This window comes from Nocardiopsis sp. ATB16-24, assembly GCF_030271535.1.
Lineage (GTDB): Bacteria > Actinomycetota > Actinomycetes > Streptosporangiales > Streptosporangiaceae > Nocardiopsis.
Genome location: NZ_JASCXJ010000003.1, coordinates 146,785 through 168,472 on the forward strand (window position 1 = coordinate 146,785; position 21,688 = coordinate 168,472).

Annotated in this window: 18 protein-coding genes; 9 read left to right on the forward strand and 9 right to left on the reverse strand. The window is 67.8% G+C overall.

Annotation, left to right across the window (positions count from 1 at the left end; genetic code table 11):
* Window positions 1-74: 74 nt before the first annotated feature.
* Genes PFX91_RS04950 through PFX91_RS04960 form a run of 3 tightly spaced genes read left to right on the forward strand, consistent with a single transcriptional unit; the run spans window position 75 to window position 1,619 of the window.
* Entirely contained in the window at window positions 75-557 is a 483-nt protein-coding gene (locus PFX91_RS04950; RefSeq protein WP_285729737.1) for a hypothetical protein, read from the forward strand.
* 51 nt (window positions 558-608) lie between these two features.
* Complete coding sequence (locus PFX91_RS04955; RefSeq protein ID WP_285729739.1) at window positions 609-962, forward strand: ArsR/SmtB family transcription factor; 354 nt, start codon at window positions 609-611, stop codon at window positions 960-962.
* A gap of 15 nt (window positions 963-977) precedes the next feature.
* Complete coding sequence (locus PFX91_RS04960) at window positions 978-1,619, forward strand: SRPBCC family protein (protein WP_285729741.1); 642 nt, start codon at window positions 978-980, stop codon at window positions 1,617-1,619.
* A 47-nt stretch (window positions 1,620-1,666) separates the two neighbouring features.
* On the opposite strand, the gene PFX91_RS04965 is transcribed toward PFX91_RS04960, so the two are convergent.
* Entirely contained in the window at window positions 1,667-3,163 is a 1,497-nt protein-coding gene (locus PFX91_RS04965) for a DUF7059 domain-containing protein (protein ID WP_285729742.1), read from the reverse strand.
* A gap of 53 nt (window positions 3,164-3,216) precedes the next feature.
* The gene (locus PFX91_RS04970) at window positions 3,217-3,471 is read right to left on the reverse strand and encodes a DUF2530 domain-containing protein (protein ID WP_285729743.1); all 255 of its coding nucleotides are present in this window, start codon (window positions 3,469-3,471) and stop codon (window positions 3,217-3,219) included.
* Between the two features lie 220 nt (window positions 3,472-3,691).
* Here PFX91_RS04970 and PFX91_RS04975 point away from each other — a divergent pair, with 220 nt between their 5' ends.
* The 3 genes from PFX91_RS04975 (at window position 3,692) to thpR (ending at window position 7,487) form a co-directional block, all read left to right on the forward strand.
* On the forward strand, window positions 3,692-5,149 hold the full coding sequence (locus PFX91_RS04975; protein ID WP_285729744.1) for an NCS2 family permease: 1,458 nt from the start codon (window positions 3,692-3,694) through the stop codon (window positions 5,147-5,149).
* Between the two features lie 204 nt (window positions 5,150-5,353).
* On the forward strand, window positions 5,354-6,829 hold the full coding sequence (locus PFX91_RS04980) for an MFS transporter (RefSeq protein ID WP_285729745.1): 1,476 nt from the start codon (window positions 5,354-5,356) through the stop codon (window positions 6,827-6,829).
* Window positions 6,830-6,896: 67 nt separating this feature from the next.
* Window positions 6,897-7,487 carry an RNA 2',3'-cyclic phosphodiesterase gene (gene thpR, locus PFX91_RS04985; RefSeq protein ID WP_285729746.1) on the forward strand — a complete coding sequence of 197 codons (591 nt, stop codon included), beginning with the start codon at window positions 6,897-6,899 and terminating at the stop codon, window positions 7,485-7,487.
* Between the two features lie 150 nt (window positions 7,488-7,637).
* On the opposite strand, the gene PFX91_RS04990 is transcribed toward thpR, so the two are convergent.
* The gene (locus PFX91_RS04990) at window positions 7,638-8,363 is read right to left on the reverse strand and encodes a 3-keto-5-aminohexanoate cleavage protein (RefSeq protein WP_285729747.1); all 726 of its coding nucleotides are present in this window, start codon (window positions 8,361-8,363) and stop codon (window positions 7,638-7,640) included.
* Window positions 8,364-8,454: 91 nt separating this feature from the next.
* On the opposite strand from PFX91_RS04990, the gene PFX91_RS04995 reads away from it, so the two are divergent.
* The 3 genes from PFX91_RS04995 to PFX91_RS05005 all read left to right on the forward strand — a co-directional run bounded on the left by PFX91_RS04995 (window position 8,455) and on the right by PFX91_RS05005 (window position 13,566).
* Complete coding sequence (locus tag PFX91_RS04995) at window positions 8,455-9,513, forward strand: hypothetical protein (protein WP_285729748.1); 1,059 nt, start codon at window positions 8,455-8,457, stop codon at window positions 9,511-9,513.
* Window positions 9,514-11,329: 1,816 nt separating this feature from the next.
* On the forward strand, window positions 11,330-12,091 hold the full coding sequence (locus PFX91_RS05000) for a MinD/ParA family ATP-binding protein (protein WP_285729749.1): 762 nt from the start codon (window positions 11,330-11,332) through the stop codon (window positions 12,089-12,091).
* Between the two features lie 74 nt (window positions 12,092-12,165).
* Window positions 12,166-13,566, forward strand: coding sequence for a hypothetical protein (locus PFX91_RS05005; protein ID WP_285729750.1), 1,401 nt, complete (start codon window positions 12,166-12,168; stop codon window positions 13,564-13,566).
* A 54-nt stretch (window positions 13,567-13,620) separates the two neighbouring features.
* On the opposite strand, the gene PFX91_RS05010 is transcribed toward PFX91_RS05005, so the two are convergent.
* From PFX91_RS05010 to PFX91_RS05035, 6 genes are read right to left on the reverse strand one after another with little or no spacing between them, the layout of a single operon-like run.
* Entirely contained in the window at window positions 13,621-13,983 is a 363-nt protein-coding gene (locus PFX91_RS05010; protein ID WP_285729751.1) for a DUF4913 domain-containing protein, read from the reverse strand.
* Between the two features lie 55 nt (window positions 13,984-14,038).
* Window positions 14,039-15,373 (reverse strand): hypothetical protein, encoded by a 1,335-nt coding sequence (locus PFX91_RS05015; RefSeq protein WP_285729753.1) that lies wholly within the window; start codon window positions 15,371-15,373, stop codon window positions 14,039-14,041.
* A 24-nt stretch (window positions 15,374-15,397) separates the two neighbouring features.
* Window positions 15,398-17,098 carry a type IV secretory system conjugative DNA transfer family protein gene (locus tag PFX91_RS05020; protein ID WP_285729755.1) on the reverse strand — a complete coding sequence of 567 codons (1,701 nt, stop codon included), beginning with the start codon at window positions 17,096-17,098 and terminating at the stop codon, window positions 15,398-15,400.
* Window positions 17,095-18,696 (reverse strand): putative type IV secretion/conjugal transfer ATPase, encoded by a 1,602-nt coding sequence (locus PFX91_RS05025; RefSeq protein ID WP_285729757.1) that lies wholly within the window; start codon window positions 18,694-18,696, stop codon window positions 17,095-17,097. The genes PFX91_RS05020 and PFX91_RS05025 overlap by 4 nt, the downstream gene beginning before the upstream one ends.
* Window positions 18,693-20,198: an SCO6880 family protein gene (locus PFX91_RS05030; protein ID WP_285729759.1), complete on the reverse strand. Its 1,506-nt coding sequence runs from the start codon at window positions 20,196-20,198 to the stop codon at window positions 18,693-18,695. Before PFX91_RS05030 ends, PFX91_RS05025 begins: the two co-directional genes overlap by 4 nt.
* Complete coding sequence (locus PFX91_RS05035; protein WP_285729761.1) at window positions 20,182-21,681, reverse strand: TrbL/VirB6 family protein; 1,500 nt, start codon at window positions 21,679-21,681, stop codon at window positions 20,182-20,184. Before PFX91_RS05035 ends, PFX91_RS05030 begins: the two co-directional genes overlap by 17 nt.
* Window positions 21,682-21,688 lie beyond the last annotated feature (7 nt).

Genomic DNA, 21,688 nt, shown 5'->3' on the forward strand with positions numbered 1-21,688 from the left:
GGAACCTCGTCGGTTCCAGGGGCATCAGTATCTGTGTCCCCTTCCGTCACAACGCAACAGGCAGGATCCCCCACATGCGCAACGTTCCCGTCGCCCTGTTCCTCGTGGTGCTCGCGGCCACGGGCTGTTCGACCGACTCCCCCGACGGTCCGGGCTCCGCTCCTCCGCCCGAGTCGGGCGGTTCCGTGGAGGAGGGGTCCGGAGGTTCCGTGGCCGAGGAGGAGGGACGGGAGGAGGTCACCGAGTACGTCTACGCGGTGAACGAGCAGATCACCGTGGACCTCACCATGTACCCCAACAGTGAGGGAGGACGCCTGACCCCGTTCTTCTCCGGCTACCGGCCCGTCATCGAGTTCGACCACCAGGAGCAGTCGGCCTCGTGCAGCGTCCAGTTGCCCGAGGGGCTGAGCGAGTTCGCCCCGGGAGAGAGCCACGTCGTGGGCCTGGAGTGCGACACGGAGATCACCGTGCACGTGGACACGCCCGGTTTCACGCTCATGGAGACCAAGGCGCCCCATGGAGCCGGGGAGGTGGTCTTCACCGAGGAAGGCCACTGATCCCTTGTATCACCCCTGGCTTATATAACCGATAACTTATATGGTGGAGTCATGCACGCCTTCGACGTCCTCGGGGACCCCGTCCGACGCCGCCTGCTGGAACTGCTCAACGATGGTGAGCGCTCCTCCGGTGAGCTGACCGAGGTCGTACGGGCCGAGTTCGGCATCTCCCAGCCCGCCGTCTCCCAGCACCTGCGCGTACTCAGGGAGAACGGCTTCGCCACCGTGCGCAAGGAGGGCACCCGTAGGCTCTACGCGGTCGACCCCTCCCCGCTGCGGGAGGTCGACACCTGGCTGCGGCGCTTCGCCGCGCGTTGGGAGCCGCACCTGATGGCGCTGGAGACCGAGCTCGCCCGGGGAAGGCGTCAACGCCGGGCTTCCGTCGAAGAGGAGCGGAAGCGATGACCAGGGGAGCACACGATGGACGTCCAGCGGCAGATCGAGGGGGTCGGCCGATCGGTCGAGCTCCGTGGATCCGAGGACGAGGCCGCCCTCACGGTGACCCAGGAGTACGACGTGCCCGTGGAGGACCTGTGGGACGCGTGCACCGACGCCGACCGCATCCCCCGCTGGTTCCTTCCGATCACGGGGGAGCTGCGTGAGGGCGGGACCTACCAGCTGGAGGGCAACGCCGGAGGCAGGGTGCTCAGGTGCGACCCACCGCGTTCCTTCCGGGTGACCTGGGAGTACGGGGGCGAGGTCAGTGAGGTGGAGGTGCGTCTGACCGCGTTGTCGGACACCCGCAGCCGCTTCGCGCTGACCCACTTCGCGCCCTTGAACGACTTCTGGGCGCGGTTCGGCCCCGGAGCCACCGGGATCGGCTGGGAGATGGGGCTCCTCGGCCTGCGGCAGCACCTGTCCTCGGGGGTCGACGTCCCGCCGGAGGCCCAGGAGTGGGCCGCCTCGGAGGAGGCCCGCAGGTTCATGGAGCTGAGCGGGCGCCTGTGGGGCAGGGCGCACGCCGCCGCGGGGGCCGACCCGGAGGAGGCCGCCGCGGCGGCCGAACGCACCATAGCCGCCTACACCGCGACTCCGGAGGAGGGGTCCGCCTCGGGGACCTGAGGGGCCCCGGCCCGTCCGGGGCCGCCCGACACGCGGCGGCCCCGGTGTCAACGGGCGACCGTGAAGAACCCCTCCGAGATGAGCGTGCGCAGCGCGTCGGGAGCGCGTTCCCGTACCTGCCCGGGGTCCTCGCCGATCAGTTCGGCGATCACGTCCAGCAGCGGACCCACCGGCATCGTGCCGTCGCACACCCCGGCCAGGGCTGCCTCGACCGTTCCCACACGTGCGACCCTCCGCAGGCCGCCGCGCTGGCGCAGCACGATCTTCTCCGGGTCGGGGGCGCCCGGACGTCCCACGCGCTCCTCCACCACGCCCGGAGCGAGCGCCACGTGCGCGGACAGCAGGGCCGCGTCGGTCAGCCGCAGCGCCGTCATCGCCCCGTCCACCACGTCGGGCAGATAGGGGCCCACGGGCTGTTCGATCTCGTGCCGCAGTTCCTCCACGCGTACGGTCGCGTCCTGGGCGACGTCGTTGCGCAGGCTGATCCACCCGAAGCCGATGCCCTTGATGCCCTCGCGCTCGAAATAGTCCAGCCAGGCGTCGTACCGGCGCGTGTACTCGGGGGTGCCGTGCTCACAGGAGTCGCGCAGCCACAGCTCCACGTACTCCGCGGGGTCCTGGACGTCGCGTTGGACCACCCAGCCCGAGCACCCCGTCCCGGTCACCCAGCCGCCGACCCGGTCCTCCCAGTCGTCGCCGTCGGAGTGGACCCAGTTGGCCAGGATCTGGCACCAGCCGCCCTCCGTCAGGTACGCCGGTGCCTGTCGCACCAGTTCGGCGCACACGGTGTCGCCGGGCAGGTCCGACTCCCGGTAGGTGTACCGGGAGGAGTCGGGGGTGATCACGAACGGCGGGTTGGAGACGATGAGGTCGAACCGCTCTCCCCGGACCGGTTCGTACAGCGACCCCTGTTCCAGACGGACGTCGGGCACCCCGGACAACGCCAGACTGATCCCGGCCAGGCGCACCGCACGCGGGTTGAGATCCGTGGCCACCACCTCGCGCGCCCGTGAGGCCAGGTGCAGGGCCTGCACGCCGCACCCGGTGCCCACGTCCAGTGCGCGTCCGACGGGTCCGTCCACGATCAACTGGGAGAGGGTGGAGGAGGCCCCGCCCGCGCCGACCACGTGATCGTGTCGAGGGACCTCACCGCTACCGGGACGCACCTTGGGGTCGGAGACCACGAAGCCGGCGCCGCCGTCCTCCATCTCCCAGGGCCCGAGGTGCACCAGGGACCGTACGACGGGACCGCGCGCTCCATCCTCCACGGTGACCAGCCCGGCCTCGGCCAGTTCGTCCACGGGCAGGATGGAGCGCGCGGCCTTGACGGGAATGGGCGAGCGGAGCCACCATAGGCGGAGCAGGAGCCCGAGCCTTTCCTCACCGCCGGTGGCGCGCAGCGCGGGCACGAGCTCCTCGCGGGCCAACGCCCGTGCGGCGGCGTCGCCGAGTCGGTCACGGACGCCGGACACCGTGTAGTCGGCGTCGACGAGGATGCCACGGAGTCGCTCGGCCAGGCCGCGAGGGAATTTCGTCTCAGACACCCGCCCATTATCGGGCAGGAGGGATGTGCCGTGCCGGTCGGTCCTCGTCGGGCTCAGTGGGTATCGGAGGGAGGCGCGGCGGACGCGGGACGCTTGCGCAGCAGACGCGGGATGTAGAGGAAGCCGAACACGCCCAGCGCGATCCCGGTCACGCACACCCCGATCCACCAACGTTCGGACGAGGGCAGGTCGTCTCCCATGGCGAGGAGGACGACGAGTGCCACCGTCCACGCCAGGGTGCCGATCGAGGCGGGCACGCGGTAGTCGCTCTCGTGGACGTCCGGGTCGGGCTGACGAGGTTTGCGCACGCCCCCAGGCTATCCGCTCGCCGACCAGGAAGGACTGTGTGCTCGGAATCACCGGGTCCGCCGAAGACAGGTTCGTCACATCCCCTGGTCGGACCATCCGATCCTATGGTGTTTTCTCTGAAATGCGGTGTGAGCCACAGGGCGGATGTTGTGCGAAGATGCAACTAATCTGGCGCAAAGTCCTTGTTGCCCAATAACACGACCAGGTCAGGCTGTCGAAGTGAATTCTCCAAGTTCATCCCCCAGTAGCACGAGCGAACGCCCGACCGGGCCCCTCGATCGCTACTTCCGTATCTCCGAGCGCGGCTCCACCCTCGGCACCGAGATCCGCGGCGGCATGGCGACCTTCTTCGCCATGGCCTACATCGTCGTCCTCAACCCGTTGATCATCGGTACGGCCGAGGACGTCAACGGCGAGACCCTGGGTATCCCCGAGGTCGCCGCGGTCACCGCCTTGGTCGCGGCGATCTCATGTCTGCTCATGGGCGTGGTCAGCCGCTACCCCTTCGCCATCGCCGCGGGCATGGGCCTCAACGCGGTGGTCGCCTACGGCATCGCGCCCCTCATGCCCTGGGCCGACGTCTTCCTGCTGATCATCATCGAGGGCGTGGTCCTGCTGATCCTGGTGCTCACCGGGTTCCGCACCGCGGTCTTCATCGCGATCCCGCCCGGCCTGAAGATCGCCATCGCGGTCGGCGTGGGTCTGTTCCTGGCCCTGATCGGCCTCGTCAACGCCGGCTTCGTCCAGGCGGGCGAGGGCACCCCGGTCCAGCTCGGCAACGGCGGGCTCCAGGGCTGGCCCATCCTGATCTTCGTCATCGGTCTGCTGGTCACCATCGCCTTGTACGTGCGCAAGGTGCGGGGCGCCATGCTGCTGGGCATCCTCGTCTCGACCATCGCGGCCATCGCGGTGGAGGTGGCGCTCGGCGGCGGTGACAACCGCCTGGGCTGGAGCCTGACCGTTCCGACCCTGCCGACCGGTGCCACCGATCTGATCGCGGCCCCCGACTTCTCACTCATCGGTCTGTTCGCCGACGGCGGCTTCAACCTGTTCGACCGCTGGTCCGACGTCGGCCTGGCCACCGTGATCATGCTGATCTTCACGCTGCTGCTGGCCGACTTCTTCGACACCATGGGCACCATGGTCGGTGTCGCCCACCAGGGCGGTCTGGCCGACGAGGACGGCAACATCGAGGGCACGCGCGAGGTACTGGCCGCCGACTCCCTCGGCACCGTCCTCGGCGGTGTGGCCTCGTCCTCGGTGGCCACCCTCTACGCCGAGTCCGCCGCGGGCGTCGGTGAGGGCGCCCGCACCGGTATCGCGCCGATCGTCACCGGCGCCATGATGATGCTGGCCACCCTGTTCACCCCGCTGGTGACCCTGGTGCCCTTCGAAGCGGCCACGCCGGTGCTGGTGATCGTGGGATTCATGATGATGACCCAGGTCACGGGCATCGACTTCAAGGACCCGGCCCTGGGTCTGGCCTCCTTCATGGCCATCATCATGATGCCCTTCACCTACTCGATCGCCAACGGCATCGGCTTCGGCCTGCTGACCTACGCCTTCGTCAGTCTGGTGTTGGGCAAGGGACGTCAGGTCCACCCCCTGCTGTGGCTGATCTCGGTGGTGTTCCTGATCCACTTCGCCGAGGCGCCGATCTACGCCCTGATCGGCTGAGGCCCTGACCCGGGGGGACGGGGAGCGGGGCTCCGAACGGGTGATGCGTCACCTTCCCGCTCCCCGGGAATTCCCGGGGTGGTGAACGGCGTTGACCCTCATGATGAGTCAACGCCGTTTACTTTTTCGTCCGATCCGTCACCCCCGCAGTGGTCGGTCAGGGACCGAGCCGGTCCCTTCCCATGGACCCGAGGAAGGGGACTGATGCGGCTTCCCACCATGTTCCGCTCGTTGTCGAACCGTAACTACCGGCTGTACGCCCTCGGGCAACTGCTGTCCAACCCGGGCACGTGGATGCAGCGCATCGCCCAGGACTGGCTGGTCCTCCAGCTCAGTGGCGGCAGTGGCATCGCGTTGGGCATGACCACCGCCCTCCAGTTCCTGCCCATGCTCTTCTTCGGGCTGTGGGGCGGTGCGCTGGTCGACCGCCTGGACAAGCGCAGGCTGCTGACCTTCACCCAGAGCGCCATGGGCGTGTTGGCCGTGGGACTGGGGATCCTGGCCACGGCCGGGGCGGCGCAGGTGTGGCACGTGTACCTGTTCGCCTTCGGGCTCGGCATGATCACCGTGCTCGACAACCCCGCGCGCCAGGCCTTCGTTCCGGAGATGGTCGGACGCGACGACCTGTCCAACGCCATCGCGCTCAACAGCGCGAGCTTCCAGCTGGGCCGGGTCACCGGACCCGCCATCGCGGGGCTGCTCATCGCGGCCTTCGGCAGCGGTCCGGTCTTCCTCATCAACGGAGCCTCGTTCGGGTTCACCATCCTCGCCCTGACGATGATCCGCGTCGCGGAGCTCAACACCCCCGAGCGGGCACCGCGGGGCAAGGGACAGATCCGTGAGGGCCTGCGCTACATCGGCGGCAGACGGGACCTCGTCCTCCTGCTGATCCTGGCCGCCTCCACCCAGTTCTTCGGAGCCAACAGCCAGAACCAGATCGCGCTGGTGGTCAACAACGTGTTCGAGACCGGGGCCGACGCCTTCGGCGTGGCCGCGGCCTTCCTGGCCATCGGCGCGTTGGCGGGCGCCCTGTTGGCGGCCCGCCGCGAGCGCCCCCGACTCAGGCTCGTGCTCATCGGGTCGATGGTCTTCGGCGCCAGCCAGGTGGTCGCGGGTCTCATGCCCGGCTACGTGCCGTTCATCCTGGTCCTGGTGCCCATGGGCATGGCCTTCATGACCTACGTGACCACGCTCAACGCCACCTTCCAGCTCAGTGTGGACCCGCAGATGCGTGGTCGGGCCATGAGCATGTTCCTGCTGGTGTTCATGGGCGTGGCACCCATCGGCGCACCGGTGGTGGGCATGCTCGCCGACACGTTCGGCCCACGGGTCAGCTTCGTGATCGGCGGAACGGTGACCATCCTGGTGGTCGCCGTCCTGTCCACCCTGCTCTTCCGGGAGAAGGGCGTGCGAGTGCGCGACCTTCTCCCCGCGAGAGGAAGGGCCGAGCGAAGGAGCACGACCGAAGAGACGGTCGACGAGGGCGAAGCGGTGCGTTCCGACGAGTCCCCGGCCACGGTCGCCTCGAAGGACCCCCGACCCCCGGAGACGGAGAACGAGTGCGAGCGGGCCCGGGTCCGACGTCATCCGAACGGCTCCGTCCAGGTCAGGATCGTGGCCGAGGAAGAGGACCCCCGCCCCTCGGAGAGAGCCGCCACCTCACGCCTGAGCCCCCGATGAGCGACGGTGGGGGCGACGCCCCCACCGTCCTTCCCCCTGGGAGGCCGGGGAGGGGCAGGATGGAGACATGAGGCTCTTCGTCGCGCTGGAACCACCTCCCCACGTGAGGGAGTCGCTGCGTGCGGCCGTCACCCGGGGACGGAGGAACGATCCGGACCTGCGCTGGGCGGGACCCGACGAGTGGCACCTCACCCTGGTCTTCCTCGGCCAGGTGGGCGAGGACCTGCTCCCGAGGATCACCGAGGCCCTGGGCCGTGAGGCCCGCGAGCATGGGCCCTTCCACCTCACCGTCGACGGCTGGGGCACCTTTCCACGCGGCGGTCCCCGCTCCTCCGTGCTCTGGGCGGGACTCGCCGGGGACACCGAGACCCTCGGCGCCCTCGCCCACGGGATGCGCGCGGCCTCGGCACGGGTCGGCGTGCCGGTGGAGGACCGCGCCTACGTACCGCACATCACGGTCGCACGCAGTCGCCCCGCACGCGACCTCGCCGACACCGTGCGCGCTCTGGGAACACCGCCCGAGCACGGGTGGCACGTGGACCGGGTACACCTGGTGGAGAGCCGTCCGGGGAGCCCGGACCGCTACCGAACCGTACGGACATGGGCATTAGGCTGGGAATCGGACATCATCTCGTCTTCGGAGTGGAACACGCCATGAGCATGCTCACCAACAACCGCAAGCAGCGCTGGCTGCTGCCCGTGGTGCTGGGCTCCATCATGCTCATCGTGGTCCTGGGCGCGCTCCTGGGCTGAGCCCCGGCCCCCGGTGGGACGGGGACGAGGCACGGCAGGGAGGATCGGGCGCGACTCAGGCCGCGGTGGAGGCCAGACTCACCGCGTGCGCGACCAGCGCCGCGTTGTCCCGCGCGTTCTCGCCGTCGGGCAGACGCATGGTGTCCTCCAGCCCCATGCGGATGTCATGTCCCGACGACACCGCGGACTCCAGGATCGGCCAGGCCGTCGCGTCCGCCCCGTGCACCAGGCGGGGCTGCCGCACCCTCGCCCTGTCCAACAGGGACAGGATCGCCGTGGCGTTGCGCTCGGCGTCCTCCAACGCGACCTGGGTGGGCTCGACCAGGACCGCCGCCGCGTTCAGCTTGGTGGCCACCAGGATCCGTGCGGCCTCCACGGTCCACACCCCCGCCTCCACGGCGATACGACGGTCCTCCAACAGGTGCGCCAGATCCACCGAACCCGCCTCGTGCAGGTTCACCGTCACCGAGTCCGGGAGGGCCGAGGCCGCCCACCTCTGCACGAGGTCATAGCGCCGCCAGGGGTCGGACTCCGCGGACAACGACGTGGTCAGGGACACCGGCACCGACGGGCCCTCCGCGCGCAGCTTCTCCATGAGGGGGGCGACCACCTGCGGTTCCAGGGACTCGGCGCCGTCGGAATCACGCGGGTGGACGTGGATCTCGGTGGCTCCCGCGGCCACCACCGCGTGGGCGTCCGTCACCAGCTGGTCCACGGACACGGGCAGGGCGGGGTGCGCCTCGGGACGGCGGTCTCCGTTCAGACAGGCGACGATCCTCATGAAGGCCCTCCTTACGGTATTCCGTAAGCCCCATGTGCCCGTTACTACCCGGATACAAGCCATCCGAGCGCTTCCCTGGCAGGATGTGGGCATGAGAACTCCTCTCGCCGCTGCCGCCGCCGTGCTCTGCGCGCTCCTCCCCGCGGCTCCCGCGCAGGCCTCTCCCGAGGAGTCGGGCGAGTCCGGTGGTCTCGACCACCCGCGAGGAGGAAAGGGGCCGGAGGGCTCGGAGGTGGCCTTCGAGTTCCAGGATCCACGCATCTCAGAGTCCAGTGGAATCGCGCCCTCCCTCCGCCACGAGGGCGTGTGGTGGACGCACAACGACAGTGGTGACCATCCCAGCGAGGTGTACGCGGTCGACGAGGAGGGACGAACGCTCGCCACCCTCTCCCTCCCCCTGGAGCGGCGCGACTGGGAGGCGATCTCCGTCGCCGAGGCGCCCGACGGGACTCCGTCGGTCTTCGTGGGCGACATCGGCGACAACTTCGGAGGGAGCTGGCCCCATGTGCGGGTGTACCGGTTCGCGGAGCCCGCGACGCTCGTCGACGCGGTGGTCGAACCCGTGACGTTCACCCTCGTCTACGAGGACGGCGGGCGTGACGCGGAGTCGATGATGATCGACCCCCGCGACGGACGGCTGTACGTGGTCTCCAAGGAGTTCGCCGGCGGGCTGTACGCGGCGCCGCAGACCTTGGATCCGGAGGCCGAGAACACGTTGGAGCGCATCGACTCGGCGCCGCTCTTCGCCACCGACGCCGCCTTCGCGCCGGACGGCACGCGTTACGCGATCCGCACCTACTGGGGTGTCACCGTCCATGACTCCACCGACGGCGTCCCCGGCCCCACGCTCGGCTCCTTCGACCTTCCCGAGTCCGATCAGGGCGAATCGATCGCCTTCACCCCCGACGGCACCGCGCTCATGGCCGGGACCGAGGGAGTGAACGCGCCGGTCTGGCGGGTCCCCCTGGAGGAGCGGTATCTGGACGAGGGGAAGAAGGTGGAGCTCGTCTCCGAGGAGGAACCGTCCGAGGAGAAGGAGGCGGACACGGGCGAGTCCGAAGCCGCGAACGCGCTGCCCCTCATCGCGGGCGGTGCCCTGGTGGCCGCGCTCGTCATCACCGGGATCGTCCTCCTGGCCCGCCGGGGCTGAATGGGATATGCCTCGACCTGCTCGGATGAGGAGGTTTTCGGAGCCGATCGGAAGAGCGTTGGCGTGAAGTAGCGGGATTTCGGCCGCGCGGGTATCCGATGAACGGTGAGACGTTGCTCGATACGGCTCAGAGAGAACGGCTCGACTCATCGAGAATCGGTATGACATCCCAGGCCGGCTTCTACGAGATCGACGGGATCCGGTGCTTCCGCTGTGAGGACCTGGAGAGGGTGTCGGAGGCGATATCGGCCGCGTGTGGCGTCCACCTCTTCTACGGGCGGTTCGACGTGGCGGTCGGTGTGTGTGCTGTGCTCGGACGAGCTCGAAGACCATGCTTCGCGTGCGCTCCAGAACACCGTGTCGGGTTCGGGCAGGCGCCGGACCGGCGGAAGAATGCGCCCCTGAACAGGGAAGAGAATGTTCTGTCCCGGTGAGAACCAAAACCCCGATGACAGCAGTCTCATAGAGCATAAAGCCGTCTATCCGAACTGGGATGGTCGTCAGGTACTCGGCATTCTCTGGAAGGTCCCCGTCACCGTATTGAACCTTAGGTACCGCGTGTAGCCTTGTTCCCGCAAAGGAAGATCTCATGAGAACAGACCACAAACAAGTGCCGGGTTTTCCAAAGGTCCTCGCCAAGGTAGCGGAAGACGGAACGGCCACGGTGACCATCAACGGTGTCGAACACCCGATCACCGGGGACGGTCCGTCGGACACCCGGTCAGCGGTCATCGGCTTCATCGCCGGCACGGCCGAGAGGCTGGGCCGGCCGGTGCGGGTCCGAACAGTGGACGCCATGGGCGAGTGGCACCTGATCGTCTACCAGGACGGCCTGGTGGAGAGCGACACGTCAGTGGAGCCGCCCAAGGCGAAGAGCAAGAAGACCCCGGCGAAGTCACGGAGTAACAAGCCGAAGAGGTCGGTCATCAGGTGGTTCGGGGGAGCCGCGAAGTCCGTGTCCTCCACCGGAGAGGACGAGGGCACGCCCCAGCCGCGGCCCCCGGCTTCGGCACGGACGGTTCCCGTGCCGTCGGAGCCGGCCCCTCGCATGGAGGGAAGGCCTGCCCCGACGAAGATCCCGGAGGATGCCTCTTCACGTGGGGAGGACCGGGCGGCGCCCGCGACGACAGGTCGGCAAGGGGAGAGGCCTCTCCGTGAGGCGGATCGAGTCATCCGGACACCGTCGGCGGTCGCGGCCCCAGGGCCCGGCCGGGGAAACGGGGAGTCGGACGGTGACGTGCTCCCCCCGAAGTCGGGACTCGGACCAGTCGGCACCGCCGGGGACGTTCCTCCCGAGGGTCGGGGAGAGGTGGAGGGGCCGCCGGTCAGCCGATTCGCACGGCGGCAGTCGGTGCCGGAGAATCCGCCTCCGGGGCGGCTTGGACCCGGAAGCGGGCATGGGGTGTCCGTCCAAGAGGGAACGACTCCTCCGTCCCCCGCCGATGTGACGGTTCCTGAAGGGCGGGGGCCCGGGACGGGTGGCCGGCCCTCCTCCACTTCTTCGGGGAACATCCCCTCTCCCTCGGCCAAGGAGCCCGCCGGAACCCCCACCGGGCACCCGAACGAAGAAAAGCCGGAGCCCATGCTGAGGCCGACCGAGGCCGCTGACGCCTGGAAGGCCGCGATCCAGGAGAACAACCAAAGGCATGACCCGACAGGAGCCCACGCGGCCATCACACTCGTGGCCTCCCCGGTATCGGTCACCGGACCGTCTCGGAGGGGGGAGTCCAAGGTCAGTGTGTTCCGCCGCCTGGTACCGGGGGGCTCCGGTTCGAACGATGTCGGGGAAGCGGAATTCTCCTCCAGGATCCAGGCGATGATTCCGACACATCGGCGAATAGCGGTGCTCAGCCTCAAGGGCGGGGTGGGTAAGACCACCACGGCCGTGCTCCTCGGCTCGGTGCTCGCCTCCGAGCGGGAGAGCCGGGTGATCGCCGTCGACGCGAACCCGGACCGCGGAACGTTGCGGGACCGACTCGTGCTCCAGAGCGATCTCACGTTGCGGGACCTGGCCGACAGTGCCGCGAGCATCGATCGTTACACACAGTTGCGCCAGTACGTCTCCGTGAACGAATCCCGCTTGCACGTCCTGACCGGTTCCGATACCCCGACGAGTCCCATCGGGGCGGAGGCCGACGGCTACAAAGCGGTGGCGGGACTGCTGGAGCAGTACTACGACATCGCTCTCACCGACTGTGGGACGGGCTTGAACCTACCTGGGATGGAAAGCGTGCTGTCTTTGACAGACCAGGTGATCATCGTGCTCGAACCCGCTCTCGACGCTGCCCGGTCCGCTCACTCGACGCTGTCCTGGCTGTCACAGAACGGATACCGGCATCTGGCGGACAAGGCGATCGTCGTGGTCTCCCGAGTCGACCGTAAGAGCGCGGGCGACAAGGAGATCGCCGAACTGGAGGCCCAGTTCGGCGATCGTGCCGGAGGCGTGGTGCGCGTTCCCTTTGACGAGCATCTGGCGAAGGGTGGGGTCGTGCGTCTCGAAAAACTCCGAGAAAGAACCCGGTCGTCCTACCGGAAGCTGGCACTGCTCAGCGTCGAAGGGTTGGCCCGGTTGGGTTGACGCTCGAATCCGTGTCCCGGTCGCGCAGAGTCCTGCCCCCTCAGGGCTCCCCCCGGCAAACTGACAGGTGACGTATGTATATCGAACAGCAGAATGACGGTGTCGACCAGTTCGTTCTCCAGGCGTTGCACGCGGGAATGAGCCTTGGGCGGAACCTGGGTTCCGCGGCCGGCCGAAACTTCATGAACCAGATCTACGCCCCTGAGCATGGCGGAAATGGTCCGATGCCTTCGCCGCGCGGAGGAAGAAGAGAGGCACGACGGCATCTGCGGCAGGCTCGAAGGAACATGAGAGGTGTCGGCCGGGACGGATGGTGGCAGGACGCCAGTCCGGCAAAGGTCGCCCACGCCGCCGCGAACCTTCGTGAGCACCGAGGGAGGAGCCTTCTGGCCCGCTTCCTCTACTGGCGTCTGAAACGCCAGTGCGACAAGCGCTTCGGCGTCGACCTGGACCGCACTTTCGACACCTTCGGCCCGCAGGCTCCGAACAGGGAACAGGCGATCCAGCGTCTGGACCACGGGATCCAGAATCTCAGGGGACAGAACTCCCAGGAGGCTCAGGCGATCTCCCAGCTCCAGGACCAACGCGCGCAGATGTCGCTGAACCAGGACTTCAGAAACCAGCAGTTCGTGCTGGTGCCGGTTCCCGTCCAGGTGTTCAACCCCTGGCTGGACCCTGCCCTGGTGCACTCGGTCAGGGACAGGATCCCTCAGCAGTCTCAGGAGGAACAGCGGGTGGAGGACGCTGAGGTGGGGGAGCCTGAAGCCGAGGTGGAGGGTTCTGAGGTGGAGGGTTCTGAGGCTGAGGCGGAGGACGCTGAGGTGGGGGAGCCTGAAGCCGAGGTGGAGGGTTCTGAGGTGGAGGGTTCTGAGGCTGAGGCGGAGGACGCTGAGGTGGGGGAGCCTGAAGCCGAGGTCGAGGGTTCTGAGGTCGAGGGTGCTGAGGTCGAGGGCTCTGAGGTGAAGGGCTCTGAGGTGGGGGAGCCTGAAGCCGAGGCGGAGGGTGCTGAGGTGGAGGGTTCTGAGGCTGAGGCGGAGGACGCTGAGGTGGAGGAGCCTGAAGCCGAGGTCGAGGGTGCTGAGGTCGAGGGCTCTGAGGTGAAGGGCTCTGAGGTGGGGGAGCCTGAAGCCGAGGCGGAGGGTGCTGAGGTCGAGGATGCCGGTTCTGAGGCGGAGGGTTCTGAGGTCGAGGGTCCCGAACAGGAGCAAGGGGAACAGCAGGTAGGGGAGACCGCGGCTTCTCCTGATGCCGGAACGCCGACACCGACACAGGAAAAGGAAGGTGCCAGCACGGAACGGCCCGGACCCCCGGAGGGGAAGAACGATGCTGGCACTCTGCTCACGATGGGAGCCCGTGGTGGGGATCCGACACGTGGCGGAAGCGGTGCCGCGAACGGGAGCCCGCCGCGTTCGAGTCATCTGAACACAGGGCGTGAGAGGCTCGCCGGAAAGAGCGAGGGCATCGGCGGTAGGTGAAACGCGACCTCTGGCGCCTGGGGTGGGGACCGCGTCCCCACCCCAGGCGCCCGCTCAGCTTCCGGAAGGAACCTCGTGGGGCAGGGGGTCGCCGTGTTCGTTGCTGTCCTCGGCATTGGCCATGGGCCCGTCAGGTGAGAGCAGGATCGCCATGTGGTAGTCGGCGTGATCCCTCAACCAGGAGCTCATGCCGGTGGACGGGTCCGCGCTCAGGCTCTCCCAGGCCCGCCAGATGGCGTCGACGCGGATGAGCGCTTCGGGGATCTCCCACCAGCGTGCCGACCAGCGGTACTGGTTGCGGACGCCCACACGGCGCTTGTACACGTGGCGGAAATACCGTTCGAAGAAGTCGATCGCGTCCGCGTGGACCGCTTCTTGCGACGCCTCGTCGTTGGTCTCTTCGGCAGAGGTGGTCACGTCGTACGGCTCCCGTCCGTCGTCGTTGTGGTCCGGCCGTGTTCGCGGCCGCATCCTAGAACCAGTGGATGGGCACCATCGGGCCATGCTCGTTCCCGACCGGGCCGATCTCCGTCGGCTCCGCACCGCCCGCGACGGGGACGGAGAACCATGAGGTGTTGCCGGAGTCGTCCGTCGAGCGGAAGAGGATCCGGCTACGGTCCGCGGAGAGCACGGGGTGCTCGTTGGTGCGTGTGTTGCCGGGCAGGATCTGTCGGTCCTCGGACTGAGGCCCGTGATCGGAGGTCTGTCCACCCTCAGGAGGAAAGACCTCCTCTGGGTCGAAGGCACGGACGGTGAAGGCGGCGTCGTCGAGCATCACCTCGTACTCACCGACCATGAAGACCGGGCGCATGTCCTGGTACTCCTTGCTCACTCCGGAGTTGTGAGTGACGCCCTCCCAACCGTCGCCGCCGAGGCCCATGGAGTTGAGGGGCTGAGAGACGATCGGCGTCCCCCCACCCTCGGGGATGTGGAAGTTGATCCAGCCGAAGTCGCCGATACTGGCGAAGGACACCACACTGGCGTCGTGATGGGAGAAGTACCGGAAGTACTTGTTGCTATTGGAAGCCGACATGATCGACTGCTCGGTGTCGACGGCCGTTCCGTAGACGACGCCCGAGTAGGGGTCCACGATGATGCGCTCACAGCTCTCGTCACAGGGACCGACCTCCTGGACGTCGCCGCTCGTGGGGTCCACGGACATCACCGTCCGGGAGCCGTCAGGGCCCGAGTCCAGGTAGAAGACGGTTCCGTCGGAGTGGTGGTAGCGGGGTGAGGCCTTGCTGGAGGCGCCACTGAAACCCGACGCGTCCTCCGCGGGCAGGAGCGCCTCCACGTGTCCTTCCGACGACATCGCACCGATGGTCGTCACGTCCGCGCCGTCGATCTCCTCCACGAGTGTCACAAGGAGGAGGGACTCGTCGGGGATGACGAGTCCGGCCAGTTCGTGGGCCTGGTTACGGGTCAGCGGAATATCGCTGGTACCCGCCTCCTCGACGGCACCGGTCTCACAGTCGGGAAGCTCCACGCTCTTGAGGGCGTCCACGGCCCGGCCGCTCGGGAGGACGGGCTCTCCCCCACCGGTGGCGTCGGCCGCGGTGAAGACGTGCTGGGCCTGGAGGCTTCCGTCCTCGTCGGAGAAGCGGGTCACGGTGATGGACCCCTCGCCGCAGGAAAGGGCGAGGAAGCCGTCACCTTCCAGAGGCTCGGACGCCGACCGCTCCCCGGCACCGCTTCCCCCGTCCGACTCCCCGCCTTCCCCGCCTTCCCCGCCGCAGGCCGTGGCCAGGAGCACCAGGGACAGGGCGACCCCCGATGTCAGAGAACCTTTTCTGGGAGAACGACGCATGCTGTCCACTTTCTTTAGAGAGGGTCAGGGTTCGTAGCGTTCGAGGGAGGCGATCACGGCCTCTTTCATGGGACCCGACATCCAGGGGACCGTCTCCACCAGGGTCGGCGGGGTTCCGGAGGCGATGACGACCGCGCGTCCCGGCGGCATGGCTCCCAGAGCGGCCACGTCCATCGTGCGTTCGGTGTCGACCTGCCAGGAGACGGAGCGTCCGCTCTGCCGACCGGACGAGATCGAGGCACGTTCCACCTCGTGGTCACCGATGAGCTGCGAGAGTTCGTTGAGGAACTCCACCTCGGACACGCCGCCCCCGTACATCTTGATGTTGGAGGCGGACCAGAGCTTGCGCATGCCGCTCTGCCCCCATACGTCCACTCCCTGTGACCATGACTGGAGGATCGTCATCAGGACGATGCCGCGGGATCCGTAGTGGGAGTAGAGGGCGGGGAGGTCGTTCCAGCGGCACACGTTCGCGGCCTCGTCCAGGACACCGAGAAGCGGTGTGGCCAGGCGACCTCCCTTCTGGGTGGTGGCGAGTTCCTCCGCGGCCTCGACCACGGCGACCGTCAGAGCGGTGACGAGAGGTCCCGCGCTGCCCTTGCCCTCTTTCGACAGGGAGTAGAGCGTGCTCTTCCCCGCGAGGAACTCGCGTGGGTCGAAGTGCCTGCGCGGATCGGGGCCGTCGCCTTTTCGAGGGGTGATCCAGGGGGCGATCTGGCGGCTCATGAGGCACGAGACCATCTGTATGGCGGTGCCGTACACACCTCCACGCTGTTTCTCGGGAGAGTTGACCACCCCGGAGACGTTGTCGGCCACGAGTTCGTACCCGTGTCGGGAGAGGATCCCCACGGCCTCGTCGTCGTGGGGGCGGGTGAGCCAGGTGTAGACCTGGAGAATGGAGCGCTCGTCCAATGCCGCGGCCAGGATCAGGCCGGCGAGAAGGTCCTGCGCCGAACCGTCGAAGAAGGCGTCTGTCTGCGCGTCCGCGTCACGTGAACCCGCGACGAAGTGTCCCGCCAGCTTGGCCGCCTTGACCTCGTCGGTGACGTACGAAAGGGGGTTCCACCACCAGGTGGGCTCTTCGAGGGCGATGCCCTGCGGATCGAAGACCCACACGTCCCCGGAGGTCTCGCGTACGCCGCGGGTGGCGTCGACCACGTCCCGCTTGTTGCTGGTGACGAGGACGGAGCCCGGAGCCGCCAGGATCGCCGGAATCGCCCGTGACGTCGTCTTACCGGTACGGGGCCCCCAAATGTCGACGTGCATGTCCTCCCAGGACCCGTACAGCATCTTGCGGCTGTGCACCGTCCTGCCGATCGGCACTCCTGGCGATCCGGTCACACCAAGGCGTTCGGCCTTCTCCCGGGCGCCCTTCTCGGTGAGTTTCTCCAGATCCTCACCGGTGCCCATGTGCGAAGCCGACCTGTCCACCTTCTTTCCTCCTCGCCGGTAGGTGAGGGCGAGGACGAGCAGGCCGAGGATGAGCAGCCACTGCAAGACCATGGTGAGGGTGTGTACCGGGGTCCAGGGGATGTCACCGCCGAGGACGCCGAAGACCTGGTCGAAGGGGTTGTACGGGACGGGGGCCGAGGTCCCGTTCCACCAGGCGCCGACCTGGACCGAGACGCACAGGGTGGAGACCAGGGCGACCACGGACACGATCGCCACCCAGATGACGATCGCCTCGGTGTTCATACCCGTGGGCGTTTTACTCGCGCGGCTCATGTCGTGGCCTCCTCGGTCGACTCCTGCGAGGGAACGGGGTCGGGGGTGTCCGTGTCGGCGGTCGTTTCGGAGCCATGATCGGTGGCTCGACCGGTCCGGGAGGTGGTGTGCCAGAGCTTGTTGGTGTCGTTGATGCCCTTCTCCGCCTCGGTGAGCTGAACCTGGACCGGGATACCGGGACGTCCGCCCACCTTGACCAGGAACTTGCCGCGTCCGGGGGGAGCGGTCTCCGCACCGCTGTGGGAGTCCCAGGCCGGCGGGTCCTGCCAGGAGGCGAGCATCTCCTGTTCCGCTTCGGAGAAGGGGATGACGGAGGAGAGCATGGGCATCTCGGCCCGAGGAAGGCCTCCGCACACGACCATGCCGGAACGCTCGACGAACCCCTTCGCCTTGTTGCGGTCCTCTTCGTTGGGCAGGGACATGAGGTCGCTCATCGTGTGGGAGATCATCGCCATGCCCACACCACGCTGGCGGTTGAGCCGGGTCAGCGCGTCCACGCGGTCCACCATGCCGTGTCCGGCGCGGAGCGCGCGCCACAGCTCGTCCAGGATCACGAAGTAGTGGCGGCGGGGCTCCAGACCGGCGTCCGCGAGGGCGTGCGACAGGTTGATGGTGGCGAAACCGGTGGACCAGCAGGCGAGTAGGACGGCGGCCTGGAGATCCATCTCCGAGTCGTCGATGTTGGAGACGTCGAACACCACGGGTCGGTCGCGGAGCATCGGAGTGGTGGTCGGTTCGGAGAAGATCTCTCCGAGCCGACCACCGCCGACCAGGCCGATCAGGGAGGCTTCGAGGTGGTCGGTGATCTGCTGGTACCTGCTCAGGTCGCCACGGTCCAGCGCCACCTGGCGCACCGGATCGGGAGCGTCCTGGATGCACTGGAGCAGGTCCTTCAGCACGGGGGTCCCTTTGTGCCGGTCGTCCAGAACCTTCAGAGCACGGTCGAGGATGGTCTCCTCGCGGTCGGTCACCGGAGCGGAGCGCATGATGCTCAGAAGGGCGGTGACCATGGTGAGTCGTCGGCCGTGGACGTCCGCCAGGACCTGTGAGCGGGCTTGCTTGGGGAGGCGCCCGAGCGTGTCGCCGGCCTGTCCAGGGTCGAGGACGTTGATGTGCCCGCGACCGCGTCCCAAGGTGATGACCTGGCCACCGAGCGCTTCGACGAGATCGACGTAGTCGGGTTTGAGGTCGCCGAGGATGAAGGGCTGGACCCCGTATCCGGCCAGTCCGGTGGCCATCCTGCGGGTGATCGTCGACTTGCCCAGACCCGGCTTGCCGAGTACGAACATCGACGGGTTCGAGATCAGGTTCGCCCGCTGGAACCAGGAGATCGGATCGCAGCAGAGGGTGGCTCCGGACATGATGTTGCGTCCGATGGGAACCCCGACCATCGGTGTACCGGTGCCCACGGAGAACGGCCAAAGACCGCAGACCTGGACGGTGGTGCCGCGCCACTCGTCGGCCATCTCCACGATCGTGGACTCCCCACCGCCGAAGATGGACCAGCCTCGTGGGCCGGGTCTCTTGGGCCTGATCTCCGTGGCGGACTCCTTCGGGGGCTTGTCGGAGACGCCCCTCCCGGTCTTGCGGCGTTTCACATCTGCTCCCTGATCTCCACGGGAATCCGCAGGTGCATCGGCAGCACGATGCCCAGCGGCAGGCTTGCGGCGAAGGTCGAGTCCTGGGATCCGTACGCCGGGCGAAGGCGTAGACGCGACGCCGCGGCGAGGTTCATGATCGCGGCCCGGGCGTCGATCTCCTTGTCCAGATCGTCCACGGTCGCCGTCACGATCATGCCGAAGTTGACCAGCCCTGCTCCGGCGGCCTCCTCGGCGGCGGTCGCCTGTGCCGAGCGGGCTTCCATGAGGTCCCTGGCGGTGGGTTTGGCGTTGGACGTGGCACGGAACTGCGCGGAGCGCAGGTCGGACTCCACGATCGCCGCCGTCCTGGCGGGATCGAGCGGCCGGTAGAGCAGAGTGACGCGCTTACGGGCGATGTCCCCGTGCGGGGCCAGAAGCCGGGTGAGGATGCTCGACTGAACGTTGCCGCGTGGCGCGCTCGTCATCGTCCATGACACGGAGAGGGCGCTGTCATGGCGTAGTTTGTCCCAACCGGCCTGGTGCGCGGTCGGGCCGACGTCGGGCCAGGCGATCTCGAAGGGGTCTCCGGCGGCACGGGCCTCTTCGATGAGCACGGCGGAAGCCGGGTCGTAGGCGATCCTGATGACCTCGCACAGTTCCTGGGCGTCCAGAGGTCGGGCCGCGCCGGCACCCGTGGCGGAGAGGCTCTGCGTGAGTCCCGGCAGTCGGCTGGCGAGTTCCCGCCCCATCTCCTCGGGGTTCGATTTCTTGTCCCTGCCCGCTGTGAAGGTCAGGGCGATGTAGGCGCGAACGGTCGAGGAGCCGTGTGGATAGGCCTCGACCGTCTCCAGGAGGACCTGTCGGGCGAACTCGGGGGCTTCTTCGTCGATCTGTCCCAGGACCTCCCGCTTCAGACGGGTGCCCGTGTCCGGCGCGGTTTCGAGGGTGACGGAGGCGGCGACCATGCCGGGTTCGTCACCCAGGTTGGCCAGCCAGTGGCCCCATTCCGCGACCCAGGAGTCGACCTGTTCCATGTCCACCAGCGCGGCGCCGTCGGGCTCGGTGGCGATGACGACCGTGTAGTGGTGGGTGCCCACCGGCATGTGGAGCAACGCGAACGGACGGCCGTAGGAGTCCTGCTGCTCACTGAGACGGATCGGTGCGGCGATCCCGGGAAGCTGGTAGCGGCCCCAGGGGGAGCGGCCCAAGGGGCCGGATCGGTACAGGTGCGCCCCCAACATCCGGGCTTTCCACCAGAGCATCCGTACTCCGATCTTCGACATGGTGCTCTTGCCGTGTTTGTCCTTGGTCAGTACTCCCAGCAGGACGACGGAGAGGATCGCGGCGGCTATGGCGCCCCTCAGCATTCCGCCGATCATCACCACGAAGACGATGATGATGAGAGAACCGAGAAGGAAGGCCGTTCCGATGGTTCCCAGCCCCATGATCCCGGCGGAGGTGGGGCGTCTCCAGTTGCCGTAGGTCCGTACTGAACGGGCCAGGTCAGCGTTTGCTGCCACTGGGGCCGTCACCACCTTCGCCGCCCACGGCGTCGTTCATCCCCTGTTGGGTTTTCTGCGCCACCGCCTTCACGGCCTTGGCCGCCGCGTAGATGGCCGCGGTCTTCGGATTGGACTTCATGGCGGCGGAACCGGCACCGCTCACGGCCGCACCGCCTCCGGCCATGGCGCCACCACCCGCAGCGGCGCCGCCACCCGCAGCGGAGCCGCCCCCGGCAGCGGCACCGCCACTCATACCGCCCGCCGCGCTGGAACCGAACCCTCCGCCGCTGTTACCGGTCGGCCTGCCGCCGCCACTACCGCCACCGCCACCGCCACCACCGCCGCTGGAACCGCCACCGCTGGAACCGGAGGGCATGTTGTCGGCCAGTGAGGACGCCACGCCGGCACCCATGGCCCCGCCCGCGGTGGCGCCCACCATGGGTGTCACGAACTTCATGAGGGCGGGGAGCGCGAAGATGGCGAGCAGCATCATGGTCAGACCCAGGACGATGTCGTACAGCTCCGCCTGGGTGGGCGCATCTTGGTCGTAGCCGAGCAGGACGAAGACCAGGGCGTAGATGATCGCCGCCACGGGTTTGTAGAGCAGGAACGCGACGAGCCAGCCGATCGCCTTCTGGAACCACTGCTTTCCCATCTGCGTGTTGGTGAACGCCGCGGTCAGAGGAAGCACTCCTGCCAGGAGGATCAGCATCCCGTCACGGATCATCATCACGACCATCTGTAGGAGACCCGCGATCACGATGATGAGGCCGAGCAGGATGACCACGACGAAGCCGCCGGGGGCGCCCTTGAGGGCAGCCATTCCGGTCACGGCGAGGAATGACGTGACGATCACTCCGATATCGCTCTCACCCACGGCCTCCTCGATGATCCAGAGCGAGAACTCGTCGGCCAGGGTGATCGCGGCGTTGATGAACGCCACCGAGGCGGTCGCCACGACGAGGAGGGTGAGGAGCGATTTGAGAAGCTCCTTGCCCGGATCGGCGCGTTGTTCCCAGGCCATCTTGATTCCGGCGATGATCACCGACACGATCGCCATGGCGCCGACATAGAAGAAGAGTCTGCTCTGGAGGAATCCGGCGGCGCCCCCGGCGGACGGGCCCTCGATCGTGCCGAGGAGGAAGGAGATCATGGAGGCCGCACCCGAGATGAGGATGACCGCCCCGATGACGATGACGATCCTCCCCAGGTACTGACCGCCCTCGCCTCGCGATCTCGCGATCGCCAACATGGCGCCGAGGATCATCAGGGACAGCACGGCCACGCCGAAACCGACCCATGTGACCCACCCGAGTATCTCGCCGACCTGAGAGGACGTACCGTGCGGGGCGACGGGGGTCGAACTCGTGCTGATGGTGGTTCCGTCGCCGGATGTCTCGATACTTCGCGTCTCGGACTTGATCCAAAAAGTCATCATCTCTGTGACGATGGATTCGACGGCTTCCTGGAAGTCTTCCAACCAGCGGTCGATAACGCTCATGACTGCG